General features: G+C 63.9%; 12 protein-coding genes. 5 read left to right on the top strand and 7 right to left on the bottom strand.

The window, feature by feature from the left end; genetic code table 11:
* Positions 1 to 7: 7 nt before the first annotated feature.
* Entirely contained in the window at positions 8 to 748 is a 741-nt protein-coding gene (locus ACEN9T_RS19720; RefSeq protein ID WP_413706822.1) for an SDR family oxidoreductase, read from the bottom strand.
* Positions 749 to 773: 25 nt separating this feature from the next.
* A protein-coding gene (prfB, locus tag ACEN9T_RS19715) for a peptide chain release factor 2 (RefSeq protein WP_102064856.1) occupies positions 774 to 1,878 on the bottom strand; the annotation gives its coding sequence in 2 pieces (ribosomal slippage) (positions 774 to 1,796 and positions 1,798 to 1,878; 1,104 coding nt in all).
* 181 nt (positions 1,879 to 2,059) lie between these two features.
* On the opposite strand from prfB, the gene pncB reads away from it, so the two are divergent.
* The 5 genes from pncB to ACEN9T_RS19690 all read left to right on the top strand — a co-directional run bounded on the left by pncB (position 2,060) and on the right by ACEN9T_RS19690 (position 8,103).
* Entirely contained in the window at positions 2,060 to 3,229 is a 1,170-nt protein-coding gene (pncB, locus tag ACEN9T_RS19710) for a nicotinate phosphoribosyltransferase (protein ID WP_413706821.1), read from the top strand.
* 89 nt (positions 3,230 to 3,318) lie between these two features.
* On the top strand, positions 3,319 to 4,038 hold the full coding sequence (locus ACEN9T_RS19705; protein ID WP_092971593.1) for a LutC/YkgG family protein: 720 nt from the start codon (positions 3,319 to 3,321) through the stop codon (positions 4,036 to 4,038).
* A 137-nt stretch (positions 4,039 to 4,175) separates the two neighbouring features.
* Positions 4,176 to 5,585 carry a sodium:proton antiporter gene (locus ACEN9T_RS19700; protein WP_413706820.1) on the top strand — a complete coding sequence of 470 codons (1,410 nt, stop codon included), beginning with the start codon at positions 4,176 to 4,178 and terminating at the stop codon, positions 5,583 to 5,585.
* Positions 5,586 to 5,604: 19 nt separating this feature from the next.
* Complete coding sequence (locus ACEN9T_RS19695) at positions 5,605 to 6,606, top strand: 2-hydroxyacid dehydrogenase (RefSeq protein WP_413706819.1); 1,002 nt, start codon at positions 5,605 to 5,607, stop codon at positions 6,604 to 6,606.
* 12 nt (positions 6,607 to 6,618) lie between these two features.
* On the top strand, positions 6,619 to 8,103 hold the full coding sequence (locus ACEN9T_RS19690) for a DNA recombination protein RmuC (RefSeq protein WP_413706818.1): 1,485 nt from the start codon (positions 6,619 to 6,621) through the stop codon (positions 8,101 to 8,103).
* A gap of 84 nt (positions 8,104 to 8,187) precedes the next feature.
* Here the strand turns inward: ACEN9T_RS19690 and ACEN9T_RS19685 are convergent, their stop codons facing one another.
* The 5 genes from ACEN9T_RS19685 to ACEN9T_RS19665 form a co-directional block, all read right to left on the bottom strand.
* Positions 8,188 to 8,466 (bottom strand): hypothetical protein, encoded by a 279-nt coding sequence (locus ACEN9T_RS19685; RefSeq protein WP_004635681.1) that lies wholly within the window; start codon positions 8,464 to 8,466, stop codon positions 8,188 to 8,190.
* A 151-nt stretch (positions 8,467 to 8,617) separates the two neighbouring features.
* Complete coding sequence (gene glp / locus ACEN9T_RS19680) at positions 8,618 to 9,898, bottom strand: gephyrin-like molybdotransferase Glp (RefSeq protein WP_413706817.1); 1,281 nt, start codon at positions 9,896 to 9,898, stop codon at positions 8,618 to 8,620.
* Positions 9,899 to 9,931: 33 nt separating this feature from the next.
* A complete protein-coding gene (mobA, locus tag ACEN9T_RS19675; RefSeq protein WP_092971588.1) occupies positions 9,932 to 10,546 on the bottom strand; it encodes a molybdenum cofactor guanylyltransferase MobA in 615 nt (204 codons plus the stop codon).
* Positions 10,547 to 10,566: 20 nt separating this feature from the next.
* Entirely contained in the window at positions 10,567 to 11,688 is a 1,122-nt protein-coding gene (moaA, locus tag ACEN9T_RS19670; protein ID WP_092971587.1) for a GTP 3',8-cyclase MoaA, read from the bottom strand.
* Between the two features lie 183 nt (positions 11,689 to 11,871).
* Positions 11,872 to 14,877, bottom strand: coding sequence for an Rne/Rng family ribonuclease (locus ACEN9T_RS19665; protein WP_413706816.1), 3,006 nt, complete (start codon positions 14,875 to 14,877; stop codon positions 11,872 to 11,874).
* Positions 14,878 to 15,310 lie beyond the last annotated feature (433 nt).

The following is a 15,310-nucleotide window of genomic DNA, read 5'->3' as shown; positions in this document are numbered from 1 at the left end:
TGTCGGTTCAGGCGATGTTGCGCAGGTCGTCCAGCTCGGTCGCGCCAAAGTCGGGGCGGACGAGGTAGGCGGCGATGCGCGCGGCGGCGTCTTGCGGCGAGACCAGCTCGCCATGCGCGTGCAGATCGCGGAAGCGCTGCACGCCGGCAAAGTCGGCGCCACGGATGGTGCGTTGCATGTCGGTATCGATGACGCCCGGGGCCAGCGCCACCGCGCGCACGCTGGCGTCGCCATCGGCGTTGATGGCGCGCACGAACATGTCCAGCCCCGCCTTGCCGGTGCAATACGCTGCCCAGCCGGCGATCGGCCGGCGCGCTGCGCCCGACGAGATCGCCAGCACACGGCGCTGCGCGTTCCACGCGGCGGTACCGCGCAGCAGGGCGGCGGTCAGCGCCATCGGGCCGGCCAGGTTCAGCTGCAGGTGCGGCAGCAGCGTATCGGCACGCAGCGTATCGATGGTGCCGATCGGCTCCACCGCGCCGGCGTTGAGCACCAGGGTCACGTTGGCAAAAGCGGGCAGGGCGGCGAGCGTCTTGGTCATCCAGGCCTCGGCGGCATGCGCGTCGGACAGGTCGATCTGGTGCCAGTCGAGCGGCACACCGGCTGCTGCTGCCTGCGCGCGTAATTCGGCGTTATCGCCGCGTGCCACGCAGATGAGGCGGTGACCGGGTTGCATCAGCGCCTGGGCCAGCGCGGCGCCCAGGCCGCGCGAGGCACCGGTCAGGATGAACAGGGACGTGTCAGACATGGCAGTCGCTCTGGTTTGGCTTGGATCAGACGCCCTGCTTCAGGCTGGCCTGGATAAACGGGTCGAGGTCGCCGTCCAGCACCTTCTGCGTGTTGGAGATTTCCACGTTGGTGCGCAGATCCTTGATGCGGCTCTGGTCCAGCACGTACGAGCGGATCTGGTGGCCCCAGCCCACGTCGGTCTTCGCGGCTTCCTGTGCGTCGGCAGCGGCCTGACGCTTGCGCAGCTCGTGCTCGTACAAACGCGACTTCAGCATCGTCATCGCTTCGGCGCGGTTGCGGTGCTGCGAGCGGTCGTTCTGGCACTGCACGACGATGCCGGTCGGGATGTGCGTAATCCGCACGGCCGAATCCGTCTTGTTGATGTGCTGACCGCCCGCACCCGAAGCGCGGTACGTGTCGACGCGCAGATCCGCCGGGTTGACCTCGATCTCGATCGAATCATCGACTTCCGGATACACGAAGATCGACGAGAACGACGTGTGGCGCCCGCCCGCCGAGTCGAATGGCGACTTGCGCACCAGGCGGTGCACGCCCGTTTCGGTGCGCAGGAAGCCAAAGGCGTATTCGCCCTCGACCTTGATCGATGCGCTCTTGATGCCGGCCACGTCGCCTTCGGACTCTTCCAGGACTTCGGTCTTGAAGCCTTTGCGCTCGCAATACTTCAGGTACTGGCGCAGCAGCATCGACGCCCAGTCGCACGCCTCGGTGCCGCCGGCGCCGGCCTGGATGTCGATGAAGCAGTTGGCGGCGTCCATCGGGCCGGAGAACATGCGGCGGAATTCCATGTCTTCGACAATGGCGCGCATGCCTGCGGTGTCGGCCTCGATGGCTTCGATCGTGTCGTCGTCGCCCTCTTCGCGGGCCAGCTCGAACAGCTCGGCGCCGCCGGTGAGGTCTTCGTCGAGCTTGGTCAGTGCCAGCACGACGGTTTCAAGCGACTTTTTCTCGCGGCCCAGTTCCTGGGCGCGTTTGGGATCGTTCCAGACCTCGGGGTTTTCGAGTTCTTTGTCGACTTCAACTAGACGTTCAGATTTGACGTCGTAGTCAAAGATACCTCCGAAGGTCGTCGGCGCGCGACTTCAGGTCGGCCAACGTGTTCTGGATGGCATTGAGGCGTTCTGCTTCCATGGTGCAAAAATCCGGTCGGAAACCGGAAATTATAGCGGAATCAAGGGGTTTCCCGTCCGCGTAGACCGTCAAAACCGCCATTTTCCGGACGGGCGCGCCGGGATTTCTGTGGTGGCCGGAGGCGTCCCGCCTCGCTTCGGTTAGCATGACGACCAGTCCACATGGCTTTTGGCGCTGTCCGATGATCATCCGCTCGCTGCTCGATACCGATCTGTACAAATTCACGATGATGCAGGTGGTGCTGCATCACTTTCCTGGCGCGCACGTCGAATACCGGTTCAAGTGCCGCAACGCGGGCGTCGGTCTGGTGCCGTTCATTGACGAGATTCGCGCGGAAATCCGCCATCTCTGCACCCTGCGCTTTACCGATGCGGAGCTCGATTACCTGCGCGGGATGCGCTTCATCAAGAGCGATTTCGTCGATTTTCTCGGCCTGTTCCATCTCAACGAGAAGTACATCGACGTGCGTCAGGCGCCCAGCAACGATGGGCAGATCGAGATCGTCATCGCGGGGCCGTGGCTGCACACGATCATGTTCGAGGTGCCGGTGCTGGCCATCGTCAACGAGGTGTTCTTCAGCCGGACGCAGACGCACCCGCAGTGGGAGGAGGGTAAGCGCCGCCTGACCGACAAGCTGGCGTCGCTGAAGCGCCCCGGCCTGGAAGACTGCCGCATTGCCGATTACGGCACCCGCCGCCGCTTCTCGCACACCTGGCACGAACATGTGCTGCTGGAGACGTGTGCGCAGCTCGGCGCCCAGTACGCGGGCACCAGCAACGTCTACTTCGCCATGAAGCACGGCATGACGCCGCTTGGCACCATGGCGCATGAGTACCTGCAAGCCTGTCAGGCACTCGGTCCGCGCCTGCGCGATTCCCAGACCTTTGCGCTGGAAACCTGGGCCAAGGAATATCGCGGCGATCTCGGTATCGCGCTGTCGGATACCTACGGCTTCGACGCCTTCCTGCGCGACTTCGACATGTTTTTCTGCAAGCTCTTCGATGGCGTTCGCCACGATTCTGGCGACCCGTTCGAGTGGGGCGAGCGCATGCTCAAGCATTACGAGGACATGCGCGCCGAGCCGAAGTCCAAGGCGCTGATCTTCTCCGACAGTCTCGACATGCCCAAGGTCATCGGCCTGTATGAGCGTTTCCATGGTCGCTGCAAGCTGGCCTTTGGCGTGGGAACGAACCTGACCAACGACCTGGGCTATACGCCGCTTCAGATCGTCATCAAGATGGTCCGCTGCAACGGCCAGCCGGTGGCCAAACTGTCGGATGCACCGGAGAAGACCATGTGCGACGATCCGGCCTACCTCACGTATCTGAAGCAAGTGTTCGGCGTGCAATAAGGCTCACGCCAGCGCCGAATAAGTTTCAACGGCGTTGGCCGATCGCGCTCAAAGCGGCTCGTATAATCGACCGATCTTTCGGAGCCGCCATGGAATCACAACCGGACACCCCCGTCGACCCGCTCGACACCAGCCGCGCACGGGATGCCATCTTTGCGCGCATCCGCAATGCGCAGCATCGTCCCGCGAAACCGACACAGGGTGAGCGCGACGCCGTGGCGGATTACCTCGCGCGGCATCCCGCCGGTCCGCGCCCGCCAATGCCCGAGGACCTCGCCGCGCATTTCGCCGAGCAGGCACTGAAGATGGCCTCCACGCTGGAGTCGGTGGACGCGCTATCCGACGTGCCGGGCGCTGTGGCTCGCTACTTGGCCGGCCTTAGCCTTAAGCCGCAGGCGGTGGCCTGGACGACGTTGCAGTCCCTCGACTGGACGGCCGCCGGCATCGATATCCAATTCCGTCCGCCCGTCCGTGAAGCGCAAGCCGATCAGGAACACGGCGATCTCGTCGGCATTACGGGTTGCTTCTGCGCGATTGCCGAGACGGGCTCGCTGATGCTGCTGTCGGGGCCGGAGAACGTCGCCTCCACGGCGCTGCTGCCCGAGACGCATATCGCCGTGGTGCCGCAATCGCGCATCGTCGCCAATCTGGAAGACGCCTATACGCTGATGCGCATGGAGCGGGGCGAACTGCCGCGCGCCACCAACGTCATCAGCGGGCCTTCGCGCACGGGCGATATCGAGCAGACGATCGTGCTCGGTGCACATGGGCCGTATCGCGTGCACGTGATTGTTGTGACGACCGCCTGACGCGGCGTCCTAGGCGCATTGGCCCATCAAACATCCGTGGACGTTTAGGAGGCGACAGACCTCAGGCGTTTACACTGGCGTCTTTGTTTGTGTGGCGCGGCGGCGTTTGCTGCGCCCGCGCTTAGGAGAACGCCGACGTGAAACGCCTCTGGCCCCTTGTCTTCCTGTTTGTCTGTGGCCTGGCGCGCGCCGCTGATGTAAGCGGTGCTGAGTTGCACCTGTTATGGGGTGTGCCGTTTGCGGGCATCCTGCTCTCGATTGCCATTGCGCCGCTTGTCGTGCCCAAACTATGGCACGACCATTACGGCAAGATCGCGGCGGCGTGGGCGTTGGCGCTTCTGGTGCCGTTCGGGATCGTGTTCGGTTCTGACGCGGCCATCACTTCCGTCAATCATGCCGCCCTTGCTGAGTACATTCCCTTCATCGCGCTGATCGCCGCTTTGTACGTTGTCGCAGGCGGCATCTGCATTCGCGGCAATCTGCACGGCACGCCAAAGCTCAATACCGGCTTGATCGCACTTGGCACGGCGCTGGCCAGCATCATGGGGACGACCGGCGCGGCCATGCTGCTGATTCGGCCATTGCTGCGCGCCAACGAAGCACGCCGGCATCGCGCACACGTCGTCGTGTTCTTCATCTTTCTGGTAGCCAATGCCGGTGGAGCGCTCACGCCGCTGGGCGATCCGCCGCTATTCCTCGGCTTCCTGCAGGGCGTTGATTTCTTCTGGACCACGCAATATCTGTGGCGGCAGACGCTCACGATGTGGGTGCTGCTGCTGGCGATCTTCTTCGTCATCGATAGCTACCTCTATCACACGGGCAAGGAAGAGCTGCCCAACATCACTGATGCGACGCCGGACGACGCCGGCCCGCTACGCTTCGAGGGCAACGTCAACTTTGTGCTGCTGGCAGGCATTCTCGGACTCGTGCTGATGAGCGGGTTGTGGAAGCCCGGCATCGTCTTCTATGTGATGGGCACCGAGGTGCTGCTGCAGAACGTAGTGCGCGACATCGGGCTGGTGGTGATCGCGCTGCTTTCTCTGTGGCTCACGCCCGGGGGCGCGCGCACCGGCAACGAGTTCAACTGGGAGCCCATCCTGGAAGTTGCCAAGCTGTTTGCCGGCATCTTCATCACGATCGGGCCGGTGATCGCCATGCTCAAGGCCGGCGTGGACGGCCCTTTCGCGGGCATCGTCCATCTCGTTAACGACAGTGCGGGCCAGCCGAACAACGCGATGTACTTCTGGGCGACGGGGTTGCTGTCGTCGTTCCTCGACAATGCGCCGACGTATCTGGTGTTCTTCAACACCGCAGGCGGTGACGCGCGCATGCTGATGAGCGAGGGTGCCTCCACACTGGCCGCCATTTCCGCTGCGGCCGTGTTCATGGGCGCCAACACTTACATTGGCAACGCGCCCAACCTGATGGTCAAGGCAATCGCCGAAAGCCGTGGCCTGCAGATGCCGAGCTTCTTTGGCTACATGCTGTGGTCCGTTTGCATTCTCGTGCCGATTTTCGTTCTGATGACCTTCGTCTTCTTCCGCTAACCGAACGTGTGCTGAACGTATGAAACCCGGAATCCTTGTCACCCGCGCGATGTTTCCCGAAGTGCTTGAGCGCTTGCGCGAGACCTTCGACGTGATCGACAACCAGGCGGACGTCGTTTATCCGCCCGAAGCGCTGGCGGAGCGTCTGCAGGGTCGCGTTGGCCTGCTGTCCAACGCCGCCGACACCATCAACGCCGATCTGATCAGCCGCGTGCCGACGCTGCGCGCGGTATGCAACATGGCCGTCGGCTACAACAACTTTGACCTCGCAGCGATGACGCGCGCGGGCATCCTCGCTACCAACACGCCCGACATCCTGACCGAGACCACCGCCGACTTCGGCTGGGCTCTGCTGATGGCCGCCGCTCGCCGTGTGTCCGAATCCGAACGCTGGCTACGCGAGGGGCATTGGAAGCGCTGGACTTACGACGCCTTCCTCGGGGCCGAGGTATATGGCAGCACGCTGGGCATTCTCGGCATGGGCCGCATCGGCCAGGCGCTGGCACGGCGCGCGAGCGGCTTCTCGATGCGCGTGATCTATCACAACCGCAGCCGGCTTTCGCCTGAACTCGAACAGGACACGCGCGCTACGTACGTCAGCAAGGACGATTTGCTGAAGCAGGCAGATCATCTCGTGCTGGTGCTGCCGTATTCCAAGGAAAGCCACCACGCCATCGGCGCCGCTGAACTGGCACAGATGAAGCCGACCGCTACGCTGGTCAATCTCGCGCGCGGCGGCATCGTGGATGACGCAGCGTTGGCGCAGGCGCTAGCGGACAAACGCATCTTCGCGGCCGGCCTGGATGTGTACGAGGGCGAGCCGAAGGTGCATCCGGCGTTGCTCGAGGCCGAGCACGTTGCACTCACGCCGCACATTGCCAGTGCCACCGTTGGCACGCGCCTGGGCATGGCCAATCTGGCGGCCGATAACCTGATTGCTGCACTGGGCTTCGGCCCGCACGCGGGGCAGCCGCCCAACTTGTTGAACCCGGATGCGCTCGCGCAGCGCGCTTCCTCCTGACCGAACGCAGATATGGACTGGCTGGCTTTACTGACGTTGTTGGGCGTAGCCATGGTGGCTGTGCTCTGTGTGTTGATCTGGCGTGGCGTGTCTCGCCCTGCAGGAAACGATATGTCGCCGATGCTCGCGGCGCTGCAAGATGCGCTCATGCGGGAACTCACGCGCGGCAACGAACGCATCGAGCGCGAACTGCGCGGCGAAATTGCTGAGACGGCACGCATCGGCCGCAGCGACGTCACACAGCAGTTGGGGCAGTTCCAGCAGGTGCTGGCCACACAGCTCACCAGCGTCGCCACGCTGCAGAACAACCAGATCGACACGTTTGCGCAGCAGCTCACCAAGCTGACAGAGAGGAACACGCAGCAGCTCGAAGCCGTGCGCCAGCACCTGCAGCAGCAAGCCCAGCAGGCACGTGAGGAGCAGGGCAACGCGCTGCGCCGCTTTGGCGAGTCGATGCAGCAGCAGCTCTCCCAATTGGGTGAGGGCAATGAGCGCCGCCTGGCTGAGGTACGCGCCACGCTCGAACAGAAGCTCAAGGACATCGAGGCGAACAACGCGACCAAGCTCGACGAGATGCGCCGCACTGTCGACGAAAAGCTGCACGCCACGCTGGAGCAGCGGCTTGGCGAATCGTTCAAGTTGGTGTCGGATCGGCTTGAGCAGGTGCATCGCGGCCTGGGCGAAATGCAGGCGCTGGCACAAGGCGTGGGTGACCTGAAGAAGGTGCTGACCAACGTGAAGACGCGCGGCACCTGGGGCGAAGTCCAGCTTGAGATGCTGCTGGAGCAGATGCTCACGCCCGAGCAATACGACAAGAACGTCGAAACCGTGCACGGCACCGGCGCGCGCGTGGAATTTGCCATTCGCCTGCCCGGCAAGACCGATGCCGATCACGATGCAACGGTCTGGCTGCCGATCGACGCCAAGTTCCCGAAAGAGCAGTACGAACGCCTGCTCGATGCACAGGAGCGGGCCGATGCCGACGCCGCTGCCGTCGCCAGCCGCGAGCTGGAAGTCGCGGTGCGCAAAGAGGCACAAACCATCCACGAGAAGTACATCGCGCCGCCGGCCACGACCGACTTCGCCATCCTTTTCCTGCCGACCGAGGGCCTCTACGCTGAAGTGCTGCGCCGCCCGGGCCTGACCGACGAGTTGCAGCGCAAGTTCCGCGTAACGGTGGCAGGCCCGACCACGCTAACGGCCATCCTCAACAGCCTGCAGATGGGCTTCCGAACGCTGGCGCTGGAAAAGCGCTCCAGCGAAGTCTGGCAAGTGCTCGGCGCGGTGAAGAGCGAGTTCGGAAAATTTGGCGATGTGTTGGCCGCGACCAAGAAAACGCTGGAGCGGGCCGTCAGCAACATCGAGCAGGCCGAGGTGCGGACGCGTCAGATGAACCGCAAGCTCAAAGCGGTGGAGGCGCTGCCGAGCGATTCCGCGCAGAGCGTGTTGGGGCTGGAAACCACCGTGCCGCAGGACGACGAAACCGAGGCCGAATAAGGCAACGCCGAATAGAACGTCGACATCAGCAAAAGAAAAGGGGCGGATATTTCCGCCCCTTCTTCTTGGATCGCGCAGAAGCGATCAGGCTTCTTCCGGCACGTCGCGCAACAGGATCTCGATACCGCCAAAGCGCTCGGCGACCCAGTTGTAGGCGTGACAGGCTAGCCACAGTGCACCAAAACCAACCAGGGCATTGAGAATCAGGCCGCTGAGCACGACAATCGTCGGCAGTTCACCGTAGCGGACGAAGCCGACGAAGAAGAACAGCCCTACGACTGGCAGCGAGAAACAGAGATACACCAGCACCAGCGCGCGTGCGGTGTGGGCCGGGTGAAGATACGCAATCTCCTTGGTCATCATGGCAGTGCTCAGGCTCAAATCCGAAACAATCAAAGTGGCGCAGAGTGTAGCGAATCGACCGATGCGCCGATACCCGCAGCCCGCAGGTGACGCAAAAAACCGACAGCATGCAGTGTTGCAGCTGGCACAAGAGCCGCCGTCGCCACGCCGCTCAGACGAGACCGTCGAACAGCAGTATCTGCACGGCGTCGCCGGCGTTGACCTGGCCTTGTTCGTGGGCGAGCACGACGAAACAATTTGCTTCACTCATGGAACGCAGGACGCCCGAACCTTGCTGGCCGGTCAGGCGGACTTCAAGCAGGCCGCGATCATTCAAGGCAGCGATTGCGCGCTGGTATTCCGTGCGCCCGGGGCGCTTGCGGATCGGGGTAGCGCTCACGGCCGGCACCAGTGGTGCGCCGGCGTCGGTGGCGCCCATCATGCGCAGCAGCGCGCCGCGCACGAAGTGATAGAACGTCACCATCACTGCCACCGGGTTGCCCGGCAAGCCAAAAAGGAAAGCGCTGCGGCCATTTGACGCGATGCGCCCGAACGCCATCGGCCGGCCCGGGCGCATGGCGATCTTCCAGAACGTCACGTCGCCGAGCTTGGCCATCATCTGTTTGGTGAAGTCCGCTTCGCCGACGGAGACCCCGCCCGAAGTGATGATCGCATCGGCATTTTCGGCGGCGTTGCGGAAGGCGGCTTCGAGCGCCGCCGGGTCGTCGCGTACGACGCCCATGTCGAGCAGTTCCACGCCCAGGCGCGAGAGCATGCCGTGGAGCGTGTAGCGGTTGGAGTCGTACACGCAGCCGGCGTCGAGCGGTTCACCAATGGAGCGTAGCTCGTCGCCGGTGGAGAAGAACGCCACGCGCAGCTTGCGGCGCACAGAAACTTCGGCGATGCCGAGCGAGGCAAGCAGGCCGATGTCGGCGGGGCGCAGCGTACGGCCGGCGGACAGCGCGGCGCTGCCTCGCGCGAGGTCTTCACCACGCAGACGACGGTTGTCGCCGGCGCGCATGGCATCGCGGGCAAAGCGGACGGTGTTGGCATCGCCTTGCGTGAATTCCTGCGGAATGACCGTATCGCAGCCCACCGGCATGACGGCACCGGTCATCACGCGCACGGCTTCACCTGCGCTGGGTGCACCATCAAAGGCGACACCCGCGTACGCCGTACCGATCACCCGCAAGGAGACTTCGCCTGCATCGCCGGCCAGCTCCGTGCTGGCAAAGGCAAAGCCGTCCATCGCCGAGTTGTCGTGCGCAGGCACATCGATGGATGACAGCACGTCTTCAGCCAGCACGCGATCAAGCGCGCTGCGGATGGGCACGCGGGCGACGCCGCTCACGGGCTGCACGAAGTCGCGCATGATGGCTTGCGCTTGCGCGACGGGCAGGGCGTTCGGATCGTAATCGGACAGGCACGAAACGACAGAGGCGAGGGTGGTCATGACGTCGATGAGGGATCGGATGGCGTCAGCGCTCTAGCGGCGCTCGGCCAGATGGTGCAACTCTTCCAGCGTGTTGATGTTGGTGAAGGCGGTGCTGTCGTCAAACAGCACGTCCACCGTGGGGTGGCGCGCGGTCCAGGTTTCGATCTTGCGGCCACCACCTTGCAAATAGGCGATCAGGTCGTCGGCCAGCAGGGCATCGATCAGACAGAATACCGGCTGCACTTGCCGACGCAGTTGACCTTGCGCATCCGGCTCCATCGTCACCGGTATGGCGATACGCGCGTTGGCCTCGTCCATTGCCTGTGAGAGCTTGGCGGCGAGGTCGGTCGGCACGAACGGCGAATCGCAAGGCGCTGTCAGCAGGTAGCGCGTCTGGCATTGCTCCAGCCCGGCCAGGATGCCCGCCAAGGGGCCGGCAAAGTCCGGCACCGAATCCGCCACCACCGGCACGCCGAACGACTCGTACGCGGCGAGGTTGCGATTGGCGTTGACCAGCATGTGGCCGACCTGCGGCGACAGGCGCATCAGCGTGTGCATCGCCATCGGCGCGCCACGAAACGTCTGCAGGCCCTTGTCGACGCCGCCCATGCGGCTGCCCCGGCCGCCGGCCAGGATCAGGCCGGTGATGTCGGATGTTGGAATCATGTCGTTGAATGCTGGCGGGTTCAGCCGCCGATGTAGGACATTTCGATGCGCCGGCCGGCCGGATGGGCCTCGCCGCTGGCACGCAATTCGGAGTAGCGGTCGGCGCGGCCTTGCCAGACCGTGCGGATCGCATTGGAGAGTTCGAGATCGGTCGCGCCGCCGCGCAGTAGCGCGCGCAGGTCGAAACCTTCTGTGGCGAACAGGCAGAGATACAGCTTGCCTTCGGTCGACAGCCGGGCGCGCGTGCAATCGTGGCAGAACGCCTGCGTCACGCTGGAAATCACACCGATTTCCCCTGTGCCATCGACATAGCGCCAGCGCTCGGCGGTCTCGCCGCTGTAGTTGGCCGACACGGGTTCAATCGCAAACTCCGCAGACAGACGCTTGATGACCTCCGCCGAGGGCACGACAGAACGCATTTCCCAGTGGTTGGTCGTTCCCACGTCCATGTATTCGATAAAGCGGACGATGATGCCGCTGCCGCGGAAGTGACGCGCCATCGGCACGATTTGGTCATCGTTGTCGCCTTTCTTGACGACCATGTTGACCTTGATCGGCGCCAGTCCGACCTTGTGCGCCACTTCAATGCCATGCAGCACTTCGCCCACCGCAAAGTCGACGTCATTCATGCGGCGGAAAGTCGCATCGTCGATGCCGTCAAGGCTGACGGTTACGCGGCTGAGGCCCGCGTCCTTGAGCGACTGCGCCTTGCGTGCAAGCAGGGCGCCGTTTGTGGTGAGCGTCAGGTCCAGCGGCTTGCCTTCGGCTGTGGTGAGGCGCGCGAGCATCTCGACCAGGCGTTCGATGTCCTTGCGCAGCAGCGGCTCGCCACCGGTCAGGCGGATCTTCTCGACGCCGTGCTCGATAAACAACCGAGCCATGCGTTCGATCTCTTCGAACGAGAGCAGCTCGGAATGCCGCAGGAAGCGGTAATCCTTGTCGAACACGTCCTTCGGCATGCAGTAGACGCAGCGGAAGTTGCAGCGGTCCGTCACCGAGATGCGCAGATCGTGCAGCCGGCGGCCGCGCGTGTCCGTCAGCCTGCCCTCTGCTGGGACGAGCACATTGGGGACATTAGGCACCGTGGCGCGATGGTGCTGGCCATCACGCAGATCGTAGAGGGGGATGACGGTTTCGGTCATGGTGTGGTGCGGTGCGTCAATCCGCGAAGCGGGACTGTTGCATCCGATACAACTTCGAGTGTAGCGCAGCACCCGTTCCGCGCGAGCGGTGGGGTTTCATACTCGATATATCGCGCACAGGAAAAAGGGCGGCCGAAGCCGCCCTCAAGTGTTTGCCCCGGCGGTTACCCGCCGGTGTGCTGCTTACTGCTGGTCTGCACCACCCGCCGGGCGGTTGGTTTCGACCAAAACCATCGGGCCGTGCTGGACCGGCGGCAGAGGCTTGCGCTCGCGCGGCGCACGCGGTGCCGTAACGGTGCGCGCAGCTTCTTCCTGCGAGGCGCGCAGCTTCTGACTGTCAGTGTGGACCCATGTCATGCCGGCGTTGTCCAGCACGCTCTGCAGCGTCTCGATCGGCAACGGCGAAGCCTTTGCAATCGTGCTGACCGGAGCCGGGACTTCCGCAAAGGCCGTCACGATGGCCTCTTGAGGCGCCTGCGCTTCCGCGGCGGGCGCTGCGGCAGCGGCTGCAAGGGCGGGTTCCGTGGGCTGCACTTGCGGCAGGGCCGACACAGGTGCGACGGCTTCCGCATGCACCGGTTCGTGTACCACCGGAGCCGGGTTCTCAACCGGTGCGAACGATGTCGTCTGCACCGGTTCCGTCACGGTCGCGGGCAGTACCGGCTCGGCATGCATTTCAGCGACGGCTTCGTCTGCGCTTTCAGCGCCTTCGTTTTCGCCTTCACCTTCCGCACGGACGCCTTCCGCACCCTCGCGGTCGCGGCGATAGCGGTTGCGGCCACGGCGGCCACGGCGACGGCGCTCTTCACCTTCACCGTTGCCTTCTGCGCCCGGAGTCACGCCTTCGTCCACGACGCCTTCTGCCGGAGCAGCGGTGTCGAACAGCGGCTGCGGCACTTGCGATGCGGCGGTCTGGTCGATCAGCGCTTCGGTGGCCACGGCTGCGGCTTCCTTGGCTTGTTGGTCGCGCTCGCCGCGGCTTTCGCGGGGCTCGCGGCTTTCACGCGGCTCGCGTGGTTCACGACCCTCGCGGGCTTCACGCGGCTGGCGTTCGCGGCGTTCTTGATTGCGCTCGCGGCGGCCTTGGCCCTGGTTCTGACCCTCGCCGCGCACTTCCTGGCCTTGCTGCGGCTGACGAGCTTCAGCCGTCTCGCGAACAGCGCCTTCGACCTGGGCCGGCTGGCGGTTGCGATCGCGGTTGCCGCGCTGACCGTCACGTTGACCTTCGCGCTGGACTTGTTGCTGACCTTCACGGGCTTCGTTGCGCTCACGGCCCTGGCGGTTGCCGTCACGGCCGTTCTGGCCCTGACCTTGGCGCTCACCACGTTCGCCGCGCTGGCCACGGCCACCACGGTCCTGGCGATTGCCACGGCCTTGGCGGTTGCCTTCTTCAGCACGTTGCTTCGGCGTTTCGACGGGCGCTGCCACTACCGGCTCGGCCGGCTTGGCGCCAAACAGCGATTTCAGCCACGAAACAAAACCACCCTGGGCGGGCACCGGAGCCGGCGCCTGCGGTGCCGGAGCGGCTTCAGTACGAGCCGGACGCTCAGCGCGCGGCACCGACACGGGTGCCGGTTGGTCCGGCGTGATGCCCTTGACGGCGGCTTCCTGGCGCGGCTTGGCAGCTTCCTTACGGGTGCTGTATGCGGTGTCGGCTTCCAGTTCCTTGGCGGCCTCTTCGGCCATCTTGTAGCTGGCTTTGTCGTCGTCCAAGCGCGGATCGTCGTGGCGCAGACGCTCCAGCTTGTAGTGCGGCGTCTCCAGATGCTTGTTCGGGATCAGCAGCACGTTGACCTTGAAGCGCGTCTCGATCAGGTTGATGTCCGGGCGCTTCTCGTTGAGCAGGAACGCAGCCACTTCCACTGGCACCTGGCAGTGGATCGCGGCGGTGTTTTCCTTCATCGCCTCTTCCTGGATGATGCGCAGCACCTGCAGGGCAGAGGATTCAGTATCGCGAATGTGGCCCGTGCCGTTACAGCGCGGGCAAGTGACGTGCGAGCCTTCCGACAGCGACGGACGCAGGCGTTGACGCGACAGCTCCATCAGGCCGAAGCGGCTGATCTTGCCCATCTGCACGCGGGCGCGGTCGTGGCGCAGCGCGTCTTTCAGACGGGTTTCGACGTCCTTCTGGGCCTTGCTCGACTCCATGTCGATGAAGTCGATCACGATCAGGCCGCCCAAGTCACGCAGGCGGAGCTGGCGAGCGATTTCGTCTGCAGCCTCAAGGTTGGTGCGCGCGGCAGTTTCTTCGATATCGGCGCCTTTGGTGGCGCGTGCCGAGTTCACGTCAATGGCGACGAGCGCCTCGGTGTGGTCGATCACGATGGCGCCGCCCGAGGGCAGCATGACCATGCGCGAGTACGCAGACTCAATCTGGTGTTCGATCTGGAAGCGCGAGAACAGGGGAACGTCGTCGCGGTATTTCTTCACCCGATTCATGTTGTCGGGCATTACCACGCTCATGAAAGCGCGGGCCTGATCGTAGATATCGTCCGTATCGATCAGGATTTCGCCGATATCCGGCTGGAAGTAATCACGAATCGCGCGAATGACCAGGCTGGATTCGAGATAGATCAGTAGCGGGGCCTTGTTGTCGACGGCGGCGCCATCAACAGCCTTCCACAGCTGCATCAGGTAATTCAGGTCCCACTGCAGCTCTTCAGCCGAGCGGCCGATGCCGGCGGTGCGGGCGATGATGCTCATGCCGTCCGGCACTTGCAGTTGCGCCATCGTCTCGCGCAGTTCCTGGCGGTCTTCGCCCTCGATGCGGCGCGACACGCCACCGCCACGCGGGTTGTTCGGCATCAGCACCAAATAGCGACCAGCCAGCGAAATGAACGTGGTCAGGGCTGCGCCCTTGTTGCCGCGCTCTTCCTTTTCGACCTGGACAATCAGCTCTTGGCCTTCAGACAGGGCGTCCTGGATGCGCGCGCCGCGCACGTCCACACCGTCCTTGAAATAGGCGCGGGCGACTTCCTTGAAGGGGAGAAAACCGTGCCGCTCTTCGCCGTAGTTGACGAAGCACGCTTCCAGCGACGGTTCGATGCGGGTGATGACACCCTTGTAGATATTGCCTTTGCGCTGTTCGCGCCCGGCGGTTTCGATGTCGATATCGATCAGTTTCTGACCATCGACAATGGCGACGCGCAATTCTTCTTGCTGCGTCGCATTGAATAACATGCGTTTCATTGCAACCTCACTCCAATGCCGTGCAAGCACGGCGCTTCATGGAGCACGCAAAGGCGGAGCGGGTGGTCAACGAATTGCCGAGGTGTCGGCCAACAAAAAAGGCGCGACTGGGCACGGGTGAAAGAAATGAGGGCGTCACGGATGGCAGGGCGGAGTCCGCGGACGCGGTTGGCGTCCAGTTTGCGCGTCCTGTCACTCGTGCCACGGGCCCGTTGCATTTGCAGGCGGGCCGGCAGCGGCGAGTCGCGTGAAGCGACCACAAAGAGCGAATTGACGGACGGCCTGTCCGGACGAAACCCGCGGCGGGGCAAATCGGGCGGCGTGCTGCTTTTTGGAGTTTTGCCGCCGGACCGCCATGGCAACGCGGTAACCGGATGTTCAGCCGGCCGGCACCAGTCTGGTGCGGCAAGGGCTTCTTTCACCAAGCGGGCGC

It is taken from the genome of Ralstonia sp. Ralssp110 (assembly GCF_047325135.1).
Classification (GTDB): Bacteria; Pseudomonadota; Gammaproteobacteria; order Burkholderiales; family Burkholderiaceae; genus Ralstonia; species Ralstonia mojiangensis.
The sequence above is the reverse complement of the archived record's forward strand: the minus strand, read 5'-3'. Positions and strand labels throughout refer to the sequence as shown.

Coding starts and splice junctions, on each gene's coding strand:
- ACEN9T_RS19720 (WP_413706822.1), bottom strand. CDS start 748: ATGTCTGACACGTCCCTGTTCATCCTGACCGGTGCCTCGCGCGGCCTG.
- pncB (WP_413706821.1), top strand. CDS start 2,060: ATGATCATCCGCTCGCTGCTCGATACCGATCTGTACAAATTCACGATG.
- ACEN9T_RS19705 (WP_092971593.1), top strand. CDS start 3,319: ATGGAATCACAACCGGACACCCCCGTCGACCCGCTCGACACCAGCCGC.
- ACEN9T_RS19695 (WP_413706819.1), top strand. CDS start 5,605: ATGAAACCCGGAATCCTTGTCACCCGCGCGATGTTTCCCGAAGTGCTT.
- ACEN9T_RS19690 (WP_413706818.1), top strand. CDS start 6,619: ATGGACTGGCTGGCTTTACTGACGTTGTTGGGCGTAGCCATGGTGGCT.
- ACEN9T_RS19685 (WP_004635681.1), bottom strand. CDS start 8,466: ATGATGACCAAGGAGATTGCGTATCTTCACCCGGCCCACACCGCACGC.
- glp (WP_413706817.1), bottom strand. CDS start 9,898: ATGACCACCCTCGCCTCTGTCGTTTCGTGCCTGTCCGATTACGATCCG.
- mobA (WP_092971588.1), bottom strand. CDS start 10,546: ATGATTCCAACATCCGACATCACCGGCCTGATCCTGGCCGGCGGCCGG.
- moaA (WP_092971587.1), bottom strand. CDS start 11,688: ATGACCGAAACCGTCATCCCCCTCTACGATCTGCGTGATGGCCAGCAC.
- ACEN9T_RS19665 (WP_413706816.1), bottom strand. CDS start 14,877: ATGAAACGCATGTTATTCAATGCGACGCAGCAAGAAGAATTGCGCGTC.